This is a genomic window from Selenomonas sp. GACV-9, from assembly GCA_900116485.1.
GTDB lineage: Bacteria > Bacillota > Negativicutes > Selenomonadales > Selenomonadaceae > Selenomonas_A > Selenomonas_A ruminantium_G.
Window position 1 is genome coordinate 1 of record FPAX01000012.1, and the last position, 21,997, is coordinate 21,997.

General features: G+C 52.1%; 19 protein-coding genes and 1 rRNA gene. 16 read left to right on the top strand and 4 right to left on the bottom strand.

From position 1 onward, the window contains the following. From rrf to BM322_RS09805, 7 genes are all read left to right on the top strand, one after another. Positions 1-95, top strand: a 5S ribosomal RNA gene (rrf, locus tag BM322_RS09775); the annotation flags it as partial. Between the two features lie 259 nt (positions 96-354). Further along, on the top strand, positions 355-1,350 hold the full coding sequence (locus BM322_RS09780; RefSeq protein ID WP_318254588.1) for an HD-GYP domain-containing protein: 996 nt from the start codon (positions 355-357) through the stop codon (positions 1,348-1,350). Positions 1,351-1,451: 101 nt separating this feature from the next. Then, entirely contained in the window at positions 1,452-2,771 is a 1,320-nt protein-coding gene (locus BM322_RS09785; protein ID WP_075430027.1) for an LCP family protein, read from the top strand. Between the two features lie 76 nt (positions 2,772-2,847). After that, positions 2,848-4,818, top strand: a complete 1,971-nt coding sequence (locus tag BM322_RS09790) for an ABC-F family ATP-binding cassette domain-containing protein (protein ID WP_075430029.1) — start codon at positions 2,848-2,850, stop codon at positions 4,816-4,818. Between the two features lie 18 nt (positions 4,819-4,836). Continuing rightward, complete coding sequence (locus BM322_RS09795) at positions 4,837-7,050, top strand: ATP-dependent RecD-like DNA helicase (RefSeq protein WP_075430031.1); 2,214 nt, start codon at positions 4,837-4,839, stop codon at positions 7,048-7,050. A 104-nt stretch (positions 7,051-7,154) separates the two neighbouring features. Continuing rightward, positions 7,155-7,358: a protein kinase gene (locus tag BM322_RS09800; protein WP_075430033.1), complete on the top strand. Its 204-nt coding sequence runs from the start codon at positions 7,155-7,157 to the stop codon at positions 7,356-7,358. Positions 7,359-7,489: 131 nt separating this feature from the next. Then, positions 7,490-8,296 (top strand): hypothetical protein, encoded by an 807-nt coding sequence (locus BM322_RS09805; protein ID WP_075430035.1) that lies wholly within the window; start codon positions 7,490-7,492, stop codon positions 8,294-8,296. A gap of 49 nt (positions 8,297-8,345) precedes the next feature. On the opposite strand, the gene BM322_RS09810 is transcribed toward BM322_RS09805, so the two are convergent. Beyond that, positions 8,346-9,311: a DUF6033 family protein gene (locus BM322_RS09810; protein ID WP_075430038.1), complete on the bottom strand. Its 966-nt coding sequence runs from the start codon at positions 9,309-9,311 to the stop codon at positions 8,346-8,348. A gap of 111 nt (positions 9,312-9,422) precedes the next feature. Beyond that, positions 9,423-9,623: a hypothetical protein gene (locus BM322_RS09815; protein ID WP_075430040.1), complete on the bottom strand. Its 201-nt coding sequence runs from the start codon at positions 9,621-9,623 to the stop codon at positions 9,423-9,425. A gap of 151 nt (positions 9,624-9,774) precedes the next feature. On the opposite strand from BM322_RS09815, the gene BM322_RS09820 reads away from it, so the two are divergent. From BM322_RS09820 to rhuM, 7 genes are all read left to right on the top strand, one after another. Beyond that, entirely contained in the window at positions 9,775-10,458 is a 684-nt protein-coding gene (locus BM322_RS09820) for a response regulator transcription factor (protein ID WP_082334445.1), read from the top strand. Further along, complete coding sequence (locus tag BM322_RS13800) at positions 10,455-12,053, top strand: HAMP domain-containing sensor histidine kinase (RefSeq protein ID WP_318254589.1); 1,599 nt, start codon at positions 10,455-10,457, stop codon at positions 12,051-12,053. The genes BM322_RS09820 and BM322_RS13800 overlap by 4 nt, the downstream gene beginning before the upstream one ends. Positions 12,054-12,098: 45 nt before the next feature. Continuing rightward, complete coding sequence (locus tag BM322_RS09830) at positions 12,099-13,064, top strand: type I phosphomannose isomerase catalytic subunit (protein WP_075430044.1); 966 nt, start codon at positions 12,099-12,101, stop codon at positions 13,062-13,064. Between the two features lie 153 nt (positions 13,065-13,217). Beyond that, a complete protein-coding gene (iorA, locus tag BM322_RS09835; RefSeq protein WP_075430046.1) occupies positions 13,218-15,044 on the top strand; it encodes an indolepyruvate ferredoxin oxidoreductase subunit alpha in 1,827 nt (608 codons plus the stop codon). Beyond that, on the top strand, positions 15,041-15,613 hold the full coding sequence (locus BM322_RS09840) for an indolepyruvate oxidoreductase subunit beta (RefSeq protein WP_075430048.1): 573 nt from the start codon (positions 15,041-15,043) through the stop codon (positions 15,611-15,613). Before iorA ends, BM322_RS09840 begins: the two co-directional genes overlap by 4 nt. Positions 15,614-15,638: 25 nt before the next feature. After that, positions 15,639-16,874, top strand: coding sequence for a phenylacetate--CoA ligase family protein (locus tag BM322_RS09845; RefSeq protein ID WP_075430050.1), 1,236 nt, complete (start codon positions 15,639-15,641; stop codon positions 16,872-16,874). Between the two features lie 127 nt (positions 16,875-17,001). Beyond that, entirely contained in the window at positions 17,002-17,901 is a 900-nt protein-coding gene (gene rhuM / locus BM322_RS09850; RefSeq protein ID WP_075430052.1) for a RhuM family protein, read from the top strand. 104 nt (positions 17,902-18,005) lie between these two features. On the opposite strand, the gene BM322_RS09855 is transcribed toward rhuM, so the two are convergent. After that, complete coding sequence (locus tag BM322_RS09855) at positions 18,006-18,329, bottom strand: helix-turn-helix domain-containing protein (protein WP_075430054.1); 324 nt, start codon at positions 18,327-18,329, stop codon at positions 18,006-18,008. Between the two features lie 159 nt (positions 18,330-18,488). Here BM322_RS09855 and BM322_RS09860 point away from each other — a divergent pair, with 159 nt between their 5' ends. Both BM322_RS09860 and BM322_RS09865 read left to right on the top strand, forming a co-directional pair. Beyond that, a complete protein-coding gene (locus tag BM322_RS09860; protein ID WP_075430056.1) occupies positions 18,489-19,862 on the top strand; it encodes an MBOAT family protein in 1,374 nt (457 codons plus the stop codon). A 12-nt stretch (positions 19,863-19,874) separates the two neighbouring features. Continuing rightward, on the top strand, positions 19,875-21,248 hold the full coding sequence (locus tag BM322_RS09865) for a DHHW family protein (protein WP_075430058.1): 1,374 nt from the start codon (positions 19,875-19,877) through the stop codon (positions 21,246-21,248). Between the two features lie 136 nt (positions 21,249-21,384). On the opposite strand, the gene BM322_RS09870 is transcribed toward BM322_RS09865, so the two are convergent. After that, positions 21,385-21,987: a hypothetical protein gene (locus BM322_RS09870; RefSeq protein ID WP_075430060.1), complete on the bottom strand. Its 603-nt coding sequence runs from the start codon at positions 21,985-21,987 to the stop codon at positions 21,385-21,387. Positions 21,988-21,997: the final 10 nt, after the last annotated feature.

A 21,997-nucleotide genomic window follows, 5' to 3' on the forward strand; every position in this document is an offset into this window, starting at 1 on the left:
TTCCACCTGTTCCCATACCGAACACAGTAGTTAAGCACATATACGCCGAAAGTACTTGTCTGGAGACGGACTGGGAGGATAGGGAGTTGCCAGTTAAGCGAAAGGCATCCATGTTGTGGATGTCTTTTTTCTTTGCAAAATTGTCGAAATAAGATATGATATAGGTGTTGTGTTGTATATGTTTTTGTATGAAGGGATGGATGGGCAATGATACGCCTTCCTATTAGGAAACTCAAGCAAGGCATGATTATTGCGCAAAGTATATATAATAAGCATGGAGCCAGCTACTTGGTCAAAGGGCAGCCCATTACCTCAGAGTATATCCATCAGTTGGAAAAAATAGGTATTCCAACGGTGACGGTAACATCATCGAATCCTAATTTCCAGTTGTTTCCGCCAGAAGACGTTGTGCAGGAAAAGACACGTATCAATGCGATCAAGAAAGTCTATGACGCATTCTTGAATGTCGAGAAAACAGGCGAGCTCGATGTCGAGGCGATGCAGGGGGTTTCGGAGGATATCATCTTCGATATCATCGAGCGCAAGGAAAACCTTGTGCAATTGACGGATATCCGCTTGCATGATACCTATACCTTTGCCCATAGCGTCAATGTTGCAATCTTGTCAGCGATGCTTGGCATGCTCTGCCATTATCCGAAGAAGGATCTGCTGCTCCTGACCTTGGGGGCGTTGCTGCATGACTTGGGCAAGATCAATGTGCCGCCAGCAATCCTTACGAAGTCGACAAGGCTTGACGAAGAAGAATTTGCAATCATCAAGCAGCATCCCTTGGATGGTGCTGTTCGCATCCTGAATATGAAGCAGCCGCTCCCATCTCCCTCCGTATTGGCAGCAATTGCTTCACAGCACCATGAGCATATCAATGGACAGGGGTATCCACGTGGTTTGCAGGCTGGACAGATACATCGTTTTGCCAAGATTGTTGCCATTGCTGATGTTTATGATGCATTGACTAGTGAGCGGCCCTACAAGAAGGCGTATACAGCCCATGTTGCCTACAATATCATGAAGAATGTGATGAAGGGGCAATTTGATGAGGATTTGCTGCAGTTGTTTTTCAACAATGTTTCGATTTATCCTGTTGGCACGATCTTGAAGACAATATATGGATATGCAATCGTCAAGGATTGTATTTTTGGCAAAACGGAGATGCCAACCATCATCCTGTTTGCTGATCATGATGGCAATATCCTTTCTATTCCGCATACGGTGTATTTGTCAAAAGACCCAGCTGGTAATAAGGCCATTGAGATAGTTTTATCAGACAATGACCTGCGTCATTTCATTCATGAAATCAATATCGATCCATCGGTTTTTTTGGCTGATTGAATTGTCTTGAATAGGTAAGCATGAGACCTTTTCCGTTTGCGGAGAGGGTCTTTTTTTGTTATACTTAGTGAGTTGAATTATTTGCTAAGGAGCGCGATTTAATGCGGCAAAGACGCAAAAAGAAACGCAGTTTTAAGCGTTTGCGGCTGGTGGGAATGTTCCTGCTGGCGATATTGGTAGCGGTGGCAGGTTTTTCGCTGGGCCGCAATCATCAAGGTGGCAGTTCCGGGGGAATCCTGGGAGCAGCACCTAAAGAGAATATTGTCCATGTCATGATACTGGGCGTCGACAGCCGTCAGGATGATGTGGGGCGCAGTGATACGATGATGGTAACAGCTTTGGATGAAGATAAGGGCAAGGCGGCGCTGTTGTCTGTGCCGCGTGATACCCGTGTGCCTATCGAGGGACATGGCTATGAGAAAATCAATCATGCTTACGCCTATGGCGGCCATCAGATGTCGCAGAAATCGGTCGAGTCATTGCTGGGCGTCAAGATCAATCATTATATCATCATCAATACGACGGCCTTTGCTCGCATCATCGATGCGATGGGCGGTGTGGATATCAATGTGGAAAAGCGCATGCATTATGAAGACCCATGGGATGATAACGGCGGCCTCGTCATCGATCTTTATCCGGGCGAGCAGCATATGGATGGCAAGAAAGCCATCCAGTATGTCCGGTATCGCGACGGCGAAGGCGATATCGGCCGTATCGGCCGTCAGCAGAAGTTCGTCAAGGCCTGTTTGACAAAATTGATTTCACCGGAGATGTTGCCGCGGCTACCGAAATTTGTCGAGGAAGTCAGCTCGGCAATCTCGACAGACATGTCCGTGCCGGAGCTCTTGAGCTTTGCCAAGCAGATGAAGACAGTCCATGACAATGGCTTGTCAGCGCAGATGGTTCCAGGACAGCCGGCTTATCTGCAGGATGTCAGCTATTGGATTCCCGATATCACGGATCTGCGTCAGCTGATCATGGATGAGCTGGGTCTTGAGGCTTCGGAGGAAGACAAAGCCAAGGCTCAGGCTGATGAGGACGAGTACATGAAGAGCCTGCCGAAGGATATGCAGATCCTGGCCAAGTCGAAGAATGCGACAGGCAAGATCGAGGAAGAGACTGAGGCGGAAGAACAGAAAAAAGAGCAGGAAGCGATGAAGCCGAATCAGATTTCGGTCATGGTCATCAACGACAGCGGCATCAACGGCGCTGGTGCTGAGGTGGCTGGCATCTTGCAACGCAAAGGCTTTATCATCTCGGGTGTTGAGACGGGCAAGACGAGTTCGCGCCAGCAGACGACAATCACCACGTCGACGCGCAATACCGATGTTTTCTACGGCATGCCGTTCACGTGCGTGATCATGGATGGCGGCAGCTCGAATCAAGCTGTTGTCCATATCGGACTGGATTATCGCAAGTAACATAAAACCTTCCCCTGCGGGGGAAGGCTTTATTATAGCAGAACTGATATTCGTTTCATGACAAGGAGAATTTATTTTGGGTATATTAAGAGTCACAGGGCTCAAGAAAGCCTTTGGCATAGATGAGTTGTTCCATGATGTGAATTTCGAGGTCGGCCGCGGCGACCGTGTCGGCTTTGTCGGCGCCAATGGTGCCGGCAAGACGACTTTGATGAAGATACTCATGGGGCAGGAGGAGTCGGATGGCGGCACGATCCAGCTCGACAGTGCTGATACGATCGGCTATGTGGAGCAGCAGGCTGATTTCGGCGAAGGCACGCTCTATGATGAGTTCCGGCGGGCCTTTGATGATGTCATTGAGCTCGGTGAGCGCAAGCGGGCTCTGGAGAAGCAGATAGCTGTCGATCATGATGAGGAGACGATGAAGGCGTACAGCAAGGTCGTCGAGCAGTTTGAACGACTTGAAGGCTATGATTATGAGAGCCGCATCCGCCGCATTGCGTTCGGTCTTGGCTTTACGGAGGCCGAGTTTGTCAAGGATGTGCAGCATTTCTCCGGCGGACAGAAGACGCGTATCTGCCTCGCGAAGGCACTGTTGCGCGAACCTGATTTCCTGTTCCTCGACGAGCCGACCAACCATCTCGACATCCATATGATCGAATGGCTGGAGGGATTCCTCAAGAGCTATCAGGGAGGCGTGCTGATCATCTCCCATGACCGTTACTTCCTCGACAAGGTTGCCACGCGCATCATCGAGCTTGAGAACAAGACTGTGACGAGCTATGAGGGCAACTATACCTATTTCATGAAGGTCAAGACCCAGCGCCGGGCAGCGTTGCAGTCGGCCTATGAGAAGCAGCAGGAGCACATCAGGAAGACTGAGGAATACATCCGCAAGTACAAGGCCGGCATCAAGTCCAAGCAGGCGCGCGGCCGCCAGAGCCAGCTCAACCGCCTTGAGCGCATCGTGCTGCCGCCGTCGGAGGCGTCTTTCAATTACTTTGCCCTCAACACGCCGCCGGAGTGTGCGCAGCGTGTGGCAGAACTTGAGGATATTTCCTTTTCCTTTGGTGCCCAGCCGATATTTGAGCATATCTCGCTTTTGATCCGCAATGGCGATGGCGTTGCTCTCGTCGGTCCCAATGGCGCCGGCAAGACGACGCTGCTGCGCGTGCTGGTGGGCGAGATTGAGACAGCAGCGGGCCGAGTCAAGATTGGCAGCCGAGTCAAGATCGGCTATTTCTCGCAGCAGCACGAAGGACTCCATATGGAAAATACCGTACTGGATGAAATCATGTATGAGTATGGCATCGACGAGGAACAGGCGCGTAAATATCTCGGTGCATTCCTGTTTCATGGCGATGAAGTCCTGCGTCGCATTGGCGATCTCTCAGGTGGCGAGCAGTCGCGCGTGGCTTTCCTCAAGCTCATGCTGACCGGCGCGAATTTCCTCGTGCTCGACGAGCCGACCAACCATCTCGACATTCCAGCCCGTGAGGCCGTCGAAGAGGCGCTCATGGCCTATCCGGGAACATTCCTGGCCGTATCCCATGACCGTTATTTCCTCGACAAGGTGGCCAACTGCACGCTGGAGCTCGAGGATGGCAAGCTCACTGAGTATATGGGCAACTACAGCTATTACCTCATGAAGAAAGAGCTGGCTGCTGCCGAGGCTGAGGAGGAACGGCTGGAGGCAGAGAAGGCGCAGAAAATCAAGGCGACGCGGGAAAAGGAAAAACAGGCCAAGGCGGCCAGGAGAGAAGGTTCCCAGGCCGAAGCTGCGGTGCGTGATCAGGAGGCCAGACGGCAGGCAGAACTTGGCCGCATCCAGAGCATGAGTGATGCCAAGCGCACAGAGATGATCCAGCGCGCTGAGGCGGAAATCGCTATGGCCGAGGCAGAGCTCAAGGGGCTTGAGTATCAGATGAACGATCCGGCAGTACAGGCTGATCCGGTCAAGAGCCAGGAGATTGCCGAGGCCTATGCGGCAAAGGAACAGGAAATCGAGCAGCGCTATGAAAAGTGGGAACGTCTCACCGAGGCGTGAGGAAAGGAGAGGCCGTCTATGGCAAATTCTGAATATCAGCAGACTACGCTTGGTTTGCATGCCGAAGAAGAGATTGAAGGTCTCGTCGACAGCATTATCTTTGCCAGCGACAATGGCCAGTTTGCAGTATTCCGGCTGCGCCCGACCCATCAGAACAGCCGCATCAATGTGACGGTGAACGCGGAACCGCCGCTGGTGGGCCAGCAGATCCACCTGAAGGGCAGCTGGATCGTCCATCCGCGGTTTGGGCAGCAGTTCAAGGCGGTGAGCATGCGTCTCGAGTCGCCGACGAGTGTCGAGGGTATCGAGCGTTTCCTGGCCTCAGGCGTTGTCGATGGCGTAGGGCCGGCCATGGCACGGCGTATCGTGGCCAAGTTCGGCAAGGATGCCCTCGACATCATCGAAAAGAAACCGCATCAGCTCGAGCTCGTCGAGGGCATTGGCCGCAAGACTGCCGAGAAGATTGCGGCATCTTATAACAGCCAGTCGGAGCTGCGTGAGATCATGCTCTGGCTCGAGAGTCATGGCGTGTCGGGAGCGCTGGCAGCCCGCATCTATAAGCAGTACAGCTCCTTTGCCATCGATATGCTCGAGAGTCATCCCTATCAGCTGGCGCAGGAAGTCGAGGGCATCGGCTTTGCAACCGCAGATGCCATTGCTGCAAGCATTGGGATGACGCGCGATGATGAGGGCCGTGTCGCAGCTGGCATTGACTATGCGTTGCAGCAGATCTCGCTCAATGGCCATTGCTGTATTCCTGAGGAGCCCTTGGTCAGCAAGGCGGCTAAGCTCCTGCAGGTCGAGACGGAAACAGTGCGGCAAGTGCTGAAGAAACAGCTGGAACTTCAGCGGCTGTCTGTCGAGTATGTCGGTGCCGAGACGCTGATATATCCTCCCTATCTTTATCGGGCAGAAAAGAAGGTCGCGCGCAAATTGCTCTACCTGCAGAAATACGCCGAACCATTGTCGGTGGCCAATCCAGATAAGCTCGTCGAAGAATGGGAGACCATGACTGGACTCGACCTTGCCAAAGGGCAGCGTGAGGCCATGGCAGCGGTGCTGACTCATGGCATTTTCGTGCTGACTGGTGGCCCGGGGACTGGTAAGACGACGGTGGTCCGCGGCATGCTTGATATGCTTGAGCTGGCAGGTCTCAACATCCTGCTGGGCGCGCCGACTGGCCGTGCGGCCAAACGGCTGGCTGAGGCCACGGGGCGCCGGACGATGACGGTGCACCGCATGCTGGAGGCGCAGGGGGGCCGGGCAGAAGATGGCGGCTCGATGTTTGCCAAGGACTCGGATGAGCAGCTGGAGGCTGATGCCATCATCCTCGATGAAGTCTCGATGATGGATATCGTGCTCATGCAGCATTTCCTCGAGGCAGTACCTGATGGCTGCCATGTCATCCTCGTCGGTGATGTCGATCAGCTGCCGGCCGTAGGGCCAGGCTCGGTGCTCAAGGATATCCTGCGTGCAGGCGTGATACCGAGTGTCTGCCTTAGCGAGGTTTTCCGGCAGGGGGAGGAGAGCACCATCGTGCTCAATGCACATGCCATCAATGCCGGGCGATTGCCGGTATGCGGAGCAGCGGGGGATTTCCAATTCATTGAAACCCCGAATGATGAGGCAACGGTCAGGAACATCGTGTCATTATGTGCCGAAAAACTGCCCCAGATTGGTTTCAATCCGCTGACCGATGTGCAGGTATTATCGCCGATGCACAGACAGGAATGCGGTGTTGCCAATCTCAACAAACTCTTGCAGGAAGCCTTGAATCCCAAGGCTCCGTCAAAGGCAGAATTCGTCAATAGTGTGCAGGTTTTCCGCTTTGGTGATAAGGTCATGCAAACGAAAAACAATTATACCAAGGGCGTCTTTAATGGCGATATCGGTTTTATTACAGCGGTCGAACCGAGCCATATCACGGTGCATTTTTCGGAAGAACTCGTCGTTGATTATGAGAAAAGCGAGCTCAATGAACTCATGCTGGCCTATGCGATGAGCGTCCATAAAAGTCAGGGAAGTGAGTATCCGGTCATCATTTTGCCATTGACGCCAAGCCATCGTATCATGCTGCAGCGTAATCTGCTCTATACGGCAGTAACGCGAGCTAAACGTCAGGTTATCTTGCTCGGCAGTAAAGCGGCGCTTACGACTGCTGTTGAAAATGACCGCATGCGCAGAAGATATACTTTGCTAGCCGAGCGATTGAGCCAGCAACTCGAGAGTTGACACTCGCATTTTTATTGAGAATAATCTTGCAGAATTCTGGATATTTTGCTACAATCTAAAATATAGAATAAATCGATAAATTCGATATTAAAGGAGAATGCAAGATGGCAAGAAAAGCAAATTACGATGAAAAGATTTCGGTTCTTGAGGAGAAGATCGCTAAGAAGCAGGACGAGCTCAAAAAGCTCAAAGCTCAGCTGGCTGATGTAAAAGAAAAGAAAGCCAAAGAGGATTATCAGGAACTGACGGCTTACATGGCAGAGAACAATCTGTCGGCATCCGAAGTTCTGGCTGCAATCAAAGACTGATTCATGATTCCTGGAATACCAGTTGCTGCTTTTGGGCGGCGACTGGTATTTTTTATGCCCATTAGTCCCATTTACCTTGTTGCATGGCGGTGGTAGAATAAAGATATCCATGTGTGGACGAGGAGGTTGTCATGTCCTTTATAACGATTGTTTTATTTCTAGCTTGCCCTTTGCTCATATTCGCGGTGGGCGGATTATTTTTCAAACGCCGACGTTATCCGCTGGCATTGCTGGCAGTCATGATGGGAATCGTCGCTGCTGTTGTCGGCGGTATCAATGGTTTTCATGAGATGAAGGCGCAGGTCGTTTCCGAATACAGTGAGGAACTCGATGCAGAATATAAGGCTGCGTTGATCAAGAAATACCAGCAGGCGGAGGATATCCTGCGCGATGTTTCCTTTTCGAAGCCAGATCAAAAGAAAATCGATAATGCGCTCAATCTATTGCATGATTTTGACAGTGACAGCATCGCAGAAAAAATGGCAGTGGATTGCCCCGATGCCGCCGTACTGAAGACTTATGCAAAGGCCATGCGCGAGGTCAGTACCTACGATGGCCATATGACGAATCTCAATGTTTTGGAGAACAAGGACTTGCAGCAGTTCGCAGCGGAGTTGCCGGATAATTATAATGGCGTATTGGCAGATAAGATCGTTCCGTTCAAGCGCTTGATCATCGGCATGGAAAATGAGGCTAAAAAGCAAGCTGCGTCTGATGCTACGAACGCGGAAAAACATAAGAAATCCATGGAAGAGGGAAAATACGGTAACCTTCGTCCTGGCGATCCGGAAGATAAGATTACGGCCGCCATGGGAAAGCCAGAGCGGGTGAATGCAAGCTCGACAAAGGAAGGCGATATCAAGCAGTATGTCTTCCAGCATAATGGCAAATCAATCTATGTTTATACGAAAGATGGAGTAGTGACGGAAATCCGCTAATCCATACGGAAATAAAAAACTCTGATTCTTGGAATCAGAGTTTTTTACGTTATTGCCATTCAATGTTTTGAGCTTTTTCGAGTAATTCTTCTATCGAGTCGGCTTCGATGCGGACCGTATTGGCTGCCTGCGGCGGCTCAGGGGCATGACCAGCATGCCGGACGTGAGGATGATGACCGCCGTGCTTGTGGTGGACCGGTGCGGCATCTTTGCCTTGCTGATTGGAATCCGTGTGGTGCGGAAACTGCTGCTTGTCGGCATGCAATAGTCGCAGGATAACTTCTAATGGTGGATGATGTGGTGGCTGCTTGTTCTGGATCGTGGCGTGGAAGGCATCGGCATGAGGTAGCGGAGGCCGGGCGGCTTTGGCTGCAGCCTCTTTCTTTTCTTCGGCGCGTTTAGCCATGGCCTTTTCGAGGCGCTCCTGCTGCTCTTCGCTCATGCGCTCGAGTTCTGCGAACAGCTTGGTGTTGCCATCTTCGTCAAAGGTGATTGCCAGACGGCTGAAGCGCACGCCTTCGCCCAGCAGGCCTTTTTCCTGCACCTCGTTCAGCGTGCCGATGGCTGATTCGACCTTGCCCATCACTTCCTGAGCATAATCTTCGTCTTCAGCCATGCGCTCGATTTCCTCGGTGGACAGGACCACGAAGTACTTTTTGCTGCTGGGGCCCGTGACATCCAGGGGATTCTGCACATCATCGGCGATGATGAAATCGTAGTCGCCGTACTGATCACGCAGCTTGGCTAGATAATCTTTTGCCTTCGCCGACAGCTTTTCTTCCTCCGGGCGGAGGTTTTGCTGTCCACCTGTGGCAGCGGCATCTGACCGTGGCTTCTGGGCGGCACGCGACAGAGCCGAGCCCGAAAGGGACAGGGAAAAATCCTTGTCGAGGCCAAAAGAATCCGAAATGTCCTGACGCAAACTGGTTTGTTTCGTCACAGGACGTTTTTTGCCAGTATGGCTGGCATTGTCGAGCCGGGGTGTATGACCGGCGTGCTGGATGGTGTTAGCCATGTTGTCCTCCTTTTCTTGGCCGTTGAAATCCGTTTCGCTGAGAGCATAACTCCCTCATCTATATATCGGATATTTTGGCCTGGAGGTTAAGCAGAAAAAGCGATACCTATGTTACTGACGATGATGCCAGCCACGATGGCCGCCACCGCAGTAGTAACCGCCGCGGGCATCGTCAGAACCATCTTGTGTATTGCTGCGCCAGCAGCCCCAGCTGTTATCGGCAGCAGTGTCGGTATCATTGTCAGCAGCAAAAGCGGGGACAGACAAGGCGAGCAGGGACACGGCAAGCAGAGCAATCATTTTCTTTTTCATGGGTTATTCCTCCTCAATATGCTTGTAAGTGATCTTTCTGGGCCTAGTATAACAGGCAATTGTGACAGAACTGTTACAAGTAAAAATTTTTTTTGCGGCACGACAGGACGGGGCTTTTCTGCTAGACTAGAAAATGTCAGGAGGGATGAAGATGAAGATTTTGCTGGCAGATGATAACGAGGCAATCCTTGATATCCTGGATAATTTTGCGCGGGCGGCTGGCTATGAGACCGTGCTGGCTACAGATGGGGAGCAGGCCTGGGAGTTGTTCTGCCGCGAGCCCATCAATCTGATACTGCTCGATGTCATGATGCCAAAGCTCGATGGCTTTGCGGTCTGCCGCAAGATTCGCGCCTGCTCGGATGTGCCTATCATCATGATTACAGCGCGAGGCGAGGACTATGACCGCATCATGGGGCTGGAGATCGGGGCTGATGACTATGTAGTCAAACCCTTTTCGGCGCCTGAAGTCATGGCGCGGGTCAAGGCTGTGCTGCGGCGGCTGCACCGCAGCGGAGATCCGTCACACCAGGGACGGCAGTATGGCAACCTGACCATCCAGGAAGAGGCAGGTGCAGTGATGGTTGCAGGGCAACCAGTGCGGCTCACTCACAAGGAGGCTGATATCCTGCTATTGCTCGCGGCGAATCCCGGACAGCTGTTTTCACGCGACCAGCTGCTCGATAAGGTTTGGGGCATAGACTATACAGGCGACACGCGCACTGTCGATACCCATATCCGCCGGCTGCGGGCCAAGCTGGAACAGGCGGGGCTCCAAGGCTGCTTTATTGGCACGGTCTGGGGACGTGGATATCGGTTGGAGGTTCCGTCATGAGACACCGTTTGACGAAACGATTGTTGATTTATTTCTCGCTGACACTGCTGTTGTTTGCTGTGCTCTGCGGCAGCGTATTTGCCTGGCTGTTCATGCGCTACAATCAGCAGGTGTATGAAACGGAGCTCAGACAACGTGCCGAGACACTGGCGGCCATCATCCCATCGCTGTCTGACAGCCAGTCATTGCTGGCATCACCAGATAGTGAAGGAACCTCCATGAGCGAAGAGCCTGGAACCCTGCAGCCATGGCCGCATCATATGATGGGACATGGCCGGGGGCGTCATATGGGGCAGCGCGGCTGGTGTCGCCAGCAGTACAGCGTAAATGCTGCCGAGCCAGAGGACGCGAATCAGCCGGGCCGTTTCCTGCAGCAGCTTGATCAGATGATGCAGGGCAAGGTATGGCTTGTGACGGCGCAAAACCATATGATTTATGCCTATGGGGAAAAAAGCGGCCGCGAGGATGGGGAGCTGCCGCCAGAGGTGGAGGCGGTCTTGCAGCAGGTTCTGGCAGGCCATACTGCGGTCAGCCGTGACTTCGGCGCGCTAGTGGATACACCATCGCTGACGGTGGGCGCTCCCCTCATAGGACAGGACGGGAATGTCATCGGTGCAGTGCTTATTCACAGGCCGCTGCAGGAAATGAGGCAGACATTGAGCGACGGCTTGCAGCTGCTCGGCCTTTCGGTGCTGCTCGGATTGCTGCTGGCAGGGGGGCTGGCCATTCTCTTGACGCGGCGGTTCATCGATCCGCTGTACCGCATGCAGTCTGTATCGCGTTCCTTTGCTCAGGGGCAGTATGAGGAGCGCACCGGCATCAGTCAGCAGGATGAGATTGGCATGTTGGCAAGTGACATTGACATGTTGGGCAGCCGGCTGGAGGCGGCAAGGCAGGAGCGCGAGCGCTTGACGCGTCAGCGTCAGGATTTCCTTTCGGCCATTTCCCATGAGCTGCGCACACCGCTTACTGTGCTGCGGGGTACCGTGGAACTGTTGGCCTCGGGGCTCGTGCAGGGGGATGCTGAGCGCAGCAAATACAGCCGCCAGATGATGGCAAACCTTTCGGCATTGGAGCGGCTGGTCGGTGACCTTCTGGAACTTTCCCGCTTGCAGAATCCAGGCTTTACGATGGAAATGGTGCCGCTGGATTTCCGCGAGGCCGTGCAGGAGGCCGCTGCCAATATCCGCTCGCTGGCAACAGCCAGGATGATTGCCGTGGAGGTGGAGTTGCCTGAGCCATTGCCGATGGAGGGAGATTATGGGCGTTTGCGGCAGCTCGTGATGATCTTGATGGACAATGCCGTGAAATTCTCGTCCGCGGGACAGCGTGTCGAAGTTTATGGCTGGCGCAAGCAGGAGGAATGGCAGGTAACAGTGGAAGACCATGGCTGCGGCATTGCAGCCGAGGAGCTGCCATATATCTTTGAACGCTTTCATGGGAGCCGCGAGAATAATGAGCAGGGAACCGGTATGGGGCTCGCGATTGCCCAGGAAATCGCCCATCGTCATGGCATCAACATTTCCTGTGAGAGCGAGCCGGGGGCTGGTACGAAGTTTATCTTGAGTGGACGCCTGCTGGCAGAAACGGTATAATAGACTCTGTATGTGGACAAGAGATAAAGAAGGGAAGGTTGCTGAATGATTTACCCGTTGAAACTGGAGGCCCCGCTCAAGGATTATCTCTGGGGCGGCACGCGGCTCAAGGATGAATATGGCAAGAAGACGACGCTGGCGAAGGTGGCTGAGAGCTGGGAGCTCTCGTGCCATAAGGATGGGCAGAGCGTCATTGCCAACGGCGAGGCGGCCGGCAAGACGCTGGCCGCCTGGCTTGCAGAGCAGGACAAGAGCGTGCTGGGCACGAAGGCGACAGCATGCCCGTATTTCCCCTTGCTCATCAAGCTCATCGATGCCAAGGGGAACTTGTCGGTGCAGGTTCATCCCGATAACGAATATGCGCTGCGTGTCGAGGGTGAGTATGGCAAGACCGAGATGTGGTATATCGTCGACTGTGAACCGGGAGCTAGCCTGCTCTACGGATTCAAGCACGAAATCACGCAGGCTGAGTTCAAGCGCCGGATCGAGGACAATACTCTCCTGGAAGTCTGCAACCGCGTTCCCGTCCATAAGGGCGATGTGTTCTTCATCGATGCGGGTACCCTGCATGCGATTGGCGAAGGCATATTGATCTGCGAGATCCAGCAGAGCTCGAATACGACCTACCGCATCTATGACTATGGACGTGTCGGCAAGGACGGCAAGCCCCGTGAGCTCCATGTGGATAAGGCGCTTGATGTGACGAAACTTGCGCCGCCTGCGCGCGGGACTGAGCCGCTGGCCTGCATCGACGTGATTCCGGGGGCAGACCTTACATTGCTGGCCCAGTGCGAGTATTTCACAGCTTATCATGGGAACCTCAAGGATTCCTGTCAGCTGACGGCAGGGGAGGAATCCTTCCAGAGCCTTACGGTGCTGATGGGAAGCCTGGAGCTTTCAAGCGGCGCGCATAAGCTGACGTTGGCTAAGGGGGAGACCGTGTTCCTGCCAGCAGGGCTTGGCGATTATACGCTTACTGGCCAAGCCGAGTTTATCCTGAGCAAATTATGATTGACCGATGCTATTCTTTCCGTGGGAAAGGATAGCATTTTTTATTTATTCATCGTCTTTTTTTGACATAGGTTCTTGGCAATGATACAATCAGAGAGGACAATGTTTACAGTAATGTACGACGAATAGAAAAATTTTAGGAGAGAGTCAATCATGCATAGCGAATTCCTGATGGGCAACGAGGCGATTGCCCTTGGTGCGCTGGCTGCTGGTGTCAATCTGGCGGCTGGTTATCCAGGGACGCCCTCGACAGAGATTCTCGAGACCATTGCCAAACGCGGGGCAGCGGATGTTCATGTGGAATGGTCAATCAATGAAAAGGCAGGGCTTGAGGTAGCTGCAGGGGCGGCGTACAGCGGTGCCCGTGCCCTTGTGACGATGAAACAGGTCGGGCTCAACGTGGCGGCCGATCCGCTTATGAGCCTCGAATACATAGGTGTCAAGGGCGGTATGGTCATCGTGGTGGCTGATGACCCGGGGCCTATATCCTCCCAGACGGAGCAGGACACGCGGACCTTCGGCATGTTTTCCAAGGTGCCTGTATTTGACCCGTCAACAGTAGCCGAGGCCTATGAGATGGTGCAGGAAGCGTTTGCGTTTTCGGAAAAATATCATACGCCGGTATTCCTGCGTCCGACGACGCGCATCGACCATGCCTATGAGGCTATCGAGGTCAAAGATCCGGCAGAATACGAAACGAAAGAGCGTGAGGGCTTTATCAAGGATTCCTCGAAGTGGGTAATCTTCCCGAAACTATCGGTGCGCAGCCATGAGGCCATCGAGGCGCGCAATGCTGAGCTCAGCAAGGTCTTATCAGACTATCCGCGCAATAAGATACTGCCGGGGGCAGGTGAGATCGGGAATCTGCGCAAGGGAGTGGCGACCCATGGTGTCAGCAGTATGTATACCCGCGACAATCTGATGCCGGATAATCACGTTCCTGTGCTGCATGTGGCGACGCCATTCCCGTTCCCCGAGCAGCTGGCAGTCAAGTTCCTGCAGGGGCTGGATGAAGTCCTTTGCATCGAGGAGCTCGACCCTGTCATCGAACGGTCCTTACTGATGGTCTGCGGCAAATATCATCTGCCGACTGTGATCCGAGGCAAGCTGACTGGCGATGTCAAGACCGCTGGTGAAAATACGGTGGAATCCGTCGGCGAGGCAATCGATGCGTTTTTAGGAAAGACACAGTCAGGCATAGCGGCTGAGCTGGCTGAGGAGGCACCGGCACTTCCGGTGCGGCCGCCGGTGCTCTGTGCCGGCTGTCCGCATCGGGCCTCGTTTGTGGCGGTCAAGGAGGCCATGCGCGGCCAGAAGACCATCTACTGTGGCGACATCGGTTGCTATACCCTTGGCAATGCAGCGCCCCTTGATATGTGCGATACTTGCCTGTGCATGGGGGCCGGCATCAATATCGCCCAGGGCGTCTATCATATGGACCCGCAGACGAAATGCTTTGCCTTTGTGGGCGACTCGACATTCTTTGCAGCTGGCATCACGGGAACGGTCAATGCCTTCTACAATCAGGCCGATATGACCCTCGTGGTGCTCGACAATTCGACGACGGCGATGACCGGTCATCAGCCGCATCCCGGTACGGGCAAGACCATCCGCGGCGATGTGGTGCAGGCCGTGAGCATCGAAAAGGTTCTAAGGGCCATCGGACTTACCGTCGTCGAGACGGTAAATCCCCTCAACCATGCGGAGGCTGTGGCGACGGTCAAGCGCGTGGCTGCCGAGCCAGGCGTCAAGGCCATCATCTTCAAGTCGCCTTGCGTCGTACTGGCTAAGCCAAAAGCACACTCGAAGGTCGACGCTGGGAAATGTATCGGCTGTCAGAAATGCATCCGCTCGCTGGGCTGTCCAGCATTGGTGATGCGGGAAGGCAAGGCCTTCATTGATGAAACGCTCTGCACGGGCTGCACGCTCTGCGAGAGCATCTGTCCGGTGGCAGCGATAGCAGGAGGCGAGAAATTATGAGTACAGATATCATTCTCTGCGGCGTTGGCGGTCAGGGGACGATTCTCGCGTCCAAGCTGATTGCTGCAGCGGCTATGAAAAAGGGGATACCCGTCAAGACGGCTGAAACCATCGGCATGGCCCAGCGCGGCGGTAGCGTGTTCAGTCACCTGCGTCTGGATGCAGGCGAGGGCTCGCCGCTGATCGGCAAGAAACGGGCCGACCTCATCATTGCCTTCGAGCCGGCTGAGGCCGTGCGGCAGCTGCCCTTCCTGAAAGAGGGCGGCAGTGTCGTCGTCAGCAGCCATCCCATCCTGCCGGTCAGCGCCATGATTGGCGACTCGGCTTATGATGCCGAGGGCATTATGGCTTACTTGCGTGCCAAGGTGGCTGACTTGACGGTGGTGGACAGCGACGCGGCGGCAAGGGAGCTCGGTTCGATGAAGGTGCTCAATGTCGTGCTGCTCGGAGCAGCGGTGCGCAGCGGCGCTCTGGGGCTTTCCGAACAGGATATACTCGCGGCCATCCACGAGCGCGTTCCGGAAAGATTCCATGCGCTCAATGAAAAGGCGCTGGCCTTTGCCCGCTAATATCGATAATGGAGGAGTAGAACCTATGCAGATCAATGAACAGCAGCTCAATATGGTAAACCGGCAGGTTGAGCGCCTGCTGGAGGCAAACAACTTCTATGGACAGCGCCTGCGTGAGGCCGGCATCGAAAAGGTCGAGACGAAGGAAGATTTCCTGAACCTGCCCTTTTCGGAAAAGCAGGATTTGCGCGATGCCTATCCGCTGGGGCTCATGGCTGTGCCGGAGCGCCAGATTGTCCGCATCCATTCATCTTCGGGCACGACAGGCACGCCGGTAATCATTCCCTATACGGCCAAGGACGTCGACGATTGGGCTGAGATGTTCAAGCGCTGCTATGAATTTGCCGGCATCACGAACAAAGATCGCATCCAGATAACGCCGGGCTATGGACTCTGGACAGCGGGCATCGGGTTCCAGAATGGTGCCGAGAAACTGGGTGCCATGGTCGTGCCCATGGGTCCGGGCAATACTGACAAGCAGCTGCAGTTCATGATGGATATGAAGAGTACGGTGCTCACGGCAACCTCGTCGTATGCTTTGCTGCTGGCCGAGGAAATCGAAAAGCGCGGCATCAAGGACAAGATCCATCTGAAGAAGGGCGTCATCGGCTCCGAGCGCTGGAGCGCGAAGATGCGCGAGCGCATTGCGGGCGAACTCGGCATCGAGCTTTACGATATCTATGGTCTGACGGAAATCTACGGGCCGGGCATCGGCATCAGCTGCGCGCATAATACGGGCATGCATTATTGGGACGATTTCATCTACCTGGAAATCATCGACCCCGAGACTGGCGAGAATGTGCCTGATGGCGAGTATGGCGAGATTGTCATCACGACCCTGGTCAAGGAGGGCGCACCGTTGATCCGTTTCCGCACCCATGACATTTCGCGCATCGTGCCGGGGGACTGCCCCTGCGGCAGCCGCTTCCCGCGTATCGATACGCTGGTCGGCCGCAGCGATGACATGGTCAAGATCAAGGGCGTCAATGTATTCCCGAAACAGATCGAGGAAATCCTGCATACCTTCCCCGAGCTGTCCAGCGAATACCAGATCCGCATCTCCCATCTCGACGGCAAGGACACCATGCGCATCTACATCGAGACGAATGGCTCGGTCAACTTCCAGCAGATGGCCGAAAAGGTTGCACAGAAAGTCAAGAGCCGTATCGGCTTCACGCCAATCGTCAAAGTCGTCGAACTCGGCCTGCTGCCGCGCAGCGAAAAGAAAACCAAGCGCGTGATTGACGAGCGTTTTGACTGAATTCTTTTGCCGTGTTTTTGTCCGTTAAGTGGACATTCTTTCTGACATATACTATACTTTTGCTGACAGTCCGGGGAATGTTACCAGGAAGGATGGATATATATGGTAGGAGGAAGGGAGTGGCTTAATGGACAAAGTTAATGTCCGCAATAGCACGGTGGATTTTTTGGTATTTACCAAGGATAGTGGTGCTGACTCTATCGAGGTGCGCGTACAGGATGGCGACGTTTGGCTGACGCAGAAGGCAATGGGAGAACTTTTTGATGTAGGCAGAACAGCCATTACCAAGCATTTGAAAACTATTTTCACAGATGGCGAATTAGATAAAAATGCAGTTTGTGCCAAAATGGCACAAACTGCCGATGATGGCAAAAACTATCGGTATAACTTTTATTCCCTGCCTGCTATCATTGCTGTTGGCTACAAGGTAAACTCTAAGCGTGCTATTCAATTCCGCCAGTGGGCAACTAAGGTGCTAAACACCTTTGCCATGCAGGGATATGTGCTGGATAAGAACCGCCTTATCAATGGTCAGATTTTTGATGAAGACTATTTTGAGCATCTGATTTCTGAGATTCAGGAAATTCGCGCCAGTGAGCGCCGCTTCTATCAGAAAATCACGGACATCTACGCCACTGCAGTGGATTATACGCTGGAAAGTACAATCACTCGTGATTTCTTTGCCACGGTACAGAATAAAATGCACTATGCTGTTCATGGCAATACAGCGGTAGAGCTGCAGGAGCTTAACGAGATTGTCACGATGTATCTGGATTACGCAACTCGTCAAGCTCGTCGTCATATTCCCATGACCATGGCTGACTGGTCAAATAAGCTTGATGCCTTTCTGCAGTTCAATGATGCCGAGGTGTTGCAGGATAAAGAAAAAGTTACTGCAGCTATCGCCAAGGCTTTTGCTGAATCTGAATTCGAACAGTATCGAGTCCTTCAAGATAAAAAATATATCAGCGATTTTGACCGCCTGATGATGGAGGCAGAATCCACCAATAAGGATAACAGAACATAAAATGATTTCGGTTATCGGAATATTACCATGCCATAAGTTCTACAATAAAGGAGCCGTAAACAACATGCTTTTTGCATTTTTGTTTACGGCTCCTTTATTGTGGGTTATGAAAAAAACAATTTTACGACGGCGGCTAATTTTTGCCGTTCGTCATCGGTGGGCGTACGGCCGAAAAGCTGGTAGTCACCGCTTAGCAGAAAATGAGAAAGGTCAGGCAGATTGTTGGTATTTTTCGGTTCGTGTGCCAAGAGATAATCCAAGGACACTTCAAAGTAATCGGCTAGTTTTATCAGCATTGCAATATCAGGTTCATTGACACCGCATTCATAGCGGTTATAGGTATTAGGCTTTATTTGCAGGGCTTCGGCAATCTCTTTTTGTTTTATGTCGGAATCTTCGCGCAGAGCCCGTAGTCTCTTTGTAAGCATGGGTAAATCTCCTTTTGCTTTTTAGTTTAGCAAAGAAGGAGTTTTCTGCTCTATAAAGTGATAAAATAGGAATATACATGTTGAAAAATACTAAAATATGATTATACTAATTAAGGGAGTGATAAAAAATACCACAAAATTTCATGGGAGGCGTTCTGTTTGGTTTTTTCATCCACAGTATTTTTATTTCTGTTTTTGCCGTTGACTTTATGTATCTATTACAATCCTTGGCTAAGAGGGCGGAAGTTTCGTAATGTATTTTTGCTGTTGGCTAGTTTGTTGTTCTATGCTTGGGGTGAGCCAGTGTTTGTGTTCTTGATGCTGATTTCTATTGGCATTGGTTATGCTATTGGTTGTCATTTGCATAACGGCCGGCGCAAATGGTGGTTGGTAGCAGGCGTGACGTTTCATGTGGGCCTGCTCTTTGTGTTTAAATATTTGACTTTTGTACTGGGACAACTTGGTTTGCTGGTTGGCAGCTTAGAGGACTTTGCCATTGCTCTGCCTATCGGTATTTCTTTTTTTACCTTTCAGCTGTTGTCTTACTTATTTGATGTTTACTACGGCAAGGCCGAGGCTCAGCGGAGCGTTCTGAATTTGGGCCTTTATGTAGCGTTGTTCCCGCAGCTCATTGCCGGGCCAATCGTACGTTATGATGCGATAGCCGCAGAAATAATGGGACGGCAGGAAAACCTCATGGATTTTAGTGAGGGCATGATGCGTTTTATCTATGGCTTGGCGAAAAAGGTGCTGATTGCTAATTATATGGGCCAGCTTGCAGATACTATCTTTGCTATGAATGGTAGTCTTTCGGTGGGAACGGCATGGCTTGGGGCTGTGGCCTATACTTTGCAGATTTACTTTGATTTCTCGGGGTATTCGGATATGGCTATCGGCCTTGGGCGGATGTTTGGCTTTCACTTTGCTGAAAACTTCAACTATCCATATATTGCCAAAAGCGCCACGGAGTTTTGGCGGCGGTGGCATATTTCCCTGGGTTCGTGGTTTCGGGATTACGTCTATATTCCCTTGGGCGGCAATCGCTGTTCTAAGTGGCGTTGGGTGCTGAATCTCTTTGTGGTTTGGGCGCTCACGGGCATCTGGCATGGGGCCAATTATACCTTCCTCGCCTGGGGATTGTTTTACTTTGTTTTGCTGATGGTCGAAAAATTCACCCGTTTGCCAGAAAAGTTAGGAGTACTGTCCCATATCTATGCTATGGCGGCGGTGATGATTGGCTGGGTGATGTTCCGTTCGGAGACTTTCACGGCAGGCTTGCATTATATCGGTGTGATGTTTGGTTTTGGCAGTTTGGGCTTGGCTGATGATTATTTTCGGCTTTATCTGGGGCAGACCTACAGCGTGCTGGTAGCTGGCATTGTCTTTTCCCTGCCGGTGTTCCCGTGGCTGAAAAAATATGGCGGCAAATTGGTGGAGAATGCAGAACCGGTGGCGGCACTGGGGCTGTTTGTGCTGACTTTGGTGGTAGCTGTCAGCTCCAGCTATAATCCATTTATTTACTTTAATTTCTAAGGGGGAGCAGGGATGCGAAAAATCAATAAACGGCAGGGCTTGATGCTCTGTGCGGCAGGATTGCTGGTATTGGTGATGCTGACGGTGTTTGTGAGGCTAGGGACACGGCAGATTCTCGTAAAGCGGGCTCATATGGACAATCTCATCACGCAAACGGTATTATGTGGCAATGAGGAGTTGCAAAGAGAAAAGCCACGGAAAGAGCCACGGAAAGAAAGTGAGAAAATCGATTGGGCTCGAGCATATCCGTTTGCGGATATTGACCGCATGGACAAGCAGGATTGGCAGTTAGCTCAAAAGGTAGAGAAGAAAGCGGAAAAGGTTGAAAAGAAAATTGATGATTGGACAGGCAAATACTTGATGGGCTATTACAAACTGGCTGAGGCTGGACGTGGATATGCGGATGAAATTGGCTGGGGGCTGCCCAGTCAGGGCAAGGATTCTCTGCTTTCGTTGGGAGATGGTGCATGGACGTTCTGTTACCCTAGGGACAAAGAAGCCATGCAGGAAAGGTCTGCTGTTCTGGCTGGCTTAGCACAGGAAGTGACAGAACACGGCGGCCAGTTCCTGTATATACAGGCTCCGTTTAAGGTAGACCCGTATGGAGATTTTGCGGTTAATGGCATTTTTGATTTTACCAATCAGAATTGTGACGATTTGCTGGCACAGTTGGAAGCACAGGGCATAGCTACCTTGGATCTAAGGAAGGATTTGTATAATTGGGCGCAGGCAGAACAGCGAAACTATCATGAGTATTTCTTTAGGACAGACCATCACTGGAAACCGGAAACAGCTTTGCGGGCGGCAAAGGTAGTAGGTGCCAGATTAAAGGAATATGGCATAGTAGTGGATGATAGCCATTATGATTTGCAGGATTTTGATATGGAAGTCCTGCCAAGATTTTTTTTAGGTAGTCAGGGGAAACGAGCGACGTTATCCAGAGCAATTCCGGATGATTTTCCTATCTTGCTGCCGAAATTTACGACACAGATACATTTTGAAGTTCCCGAATTGAAAATCGATAGGATTGGAACTTTTGAAATAACTTATGACAAAGAACCCATAGAACGCAGAGATTATTATAATCTTAACCCATACGGGATGTATGGCCATGCTGACAGGGCCATCGTCAATATTGAAAACATGCTGATGCCACCATCGGATAAAAAAGTGCTTATGATTCGCGATTCTTTTTGTGATACCATGGCTCCCTTTTTAGCTTTAGGTGTAAGAAATGTAATGCTGTTGGATATCCGTCATTTTACCGGTAGTGTCAAAGCGTATATTGCTGAGAACAAACCGGATGTTGTAATTGTCATGTACACGGGCGTGACGGTAGCGCCAATCGACTGGTCAACGCATAAGGATGAATTTGATTTCCGGTAAATTGATAATGCCAAATGGCTGGTAAGTGCTATGCAGATACAATAGCCCCCATAAGTCAGATTTTACGTCTGATTATGGGGGCTTTCCCGTGTATTGCGATTCAGCTATAGAGTTGTATCATTGCTGACAGTTTACTTTAGGCAGTCTGTGCGGCTGCTTCGTTGTTTTGCGTGTATTTTGCCTGGAGCTTGTCGAGGCCGGTCATGATGGCGTCGTAGGTAGACAGGCAGATTTGGGGCAGGTCTTTCTCTTTGGTTGCTGCTTGATAATCACGGCGGAAGATGGCGACGGCTTTCTCGATTTCCTGACGGATTTCTGCAATCTTTTCGGGATTTCCTTGTGCGACATGAGCGGCCATGCTGAGGATACAGTTACTGACTGCTTCCACGGAATACGGCCCGCCGGGGCCTATGGCACGGACAGCTTCCTCGTAGCTTGGCAGCATGTGCGGCATAGTGAAACGCTCTCCAAGTTTGAAATGACCGCCCAAGGTGTAATATGCCTGCCAGCTTAGATTGTGCTGGGTTTGTGCCTTGATACTATCCACAGTATCCTGGCTGGCCGCAGGCTGAATGAGGGATAAATCGGCATGCGGGGTGGCAGGCGATGGCGAGGGGGGCTGCTGCCCTGCGGTAAATTCGCCCATAATATCCCGGAATGATTCATGGGCTTCGGCAGCCGGCTGGGGACTTGGGGCAGAGACAGCAGATTCAGACAGATTGCGGATTTGAATATCCATGGTAGTACCT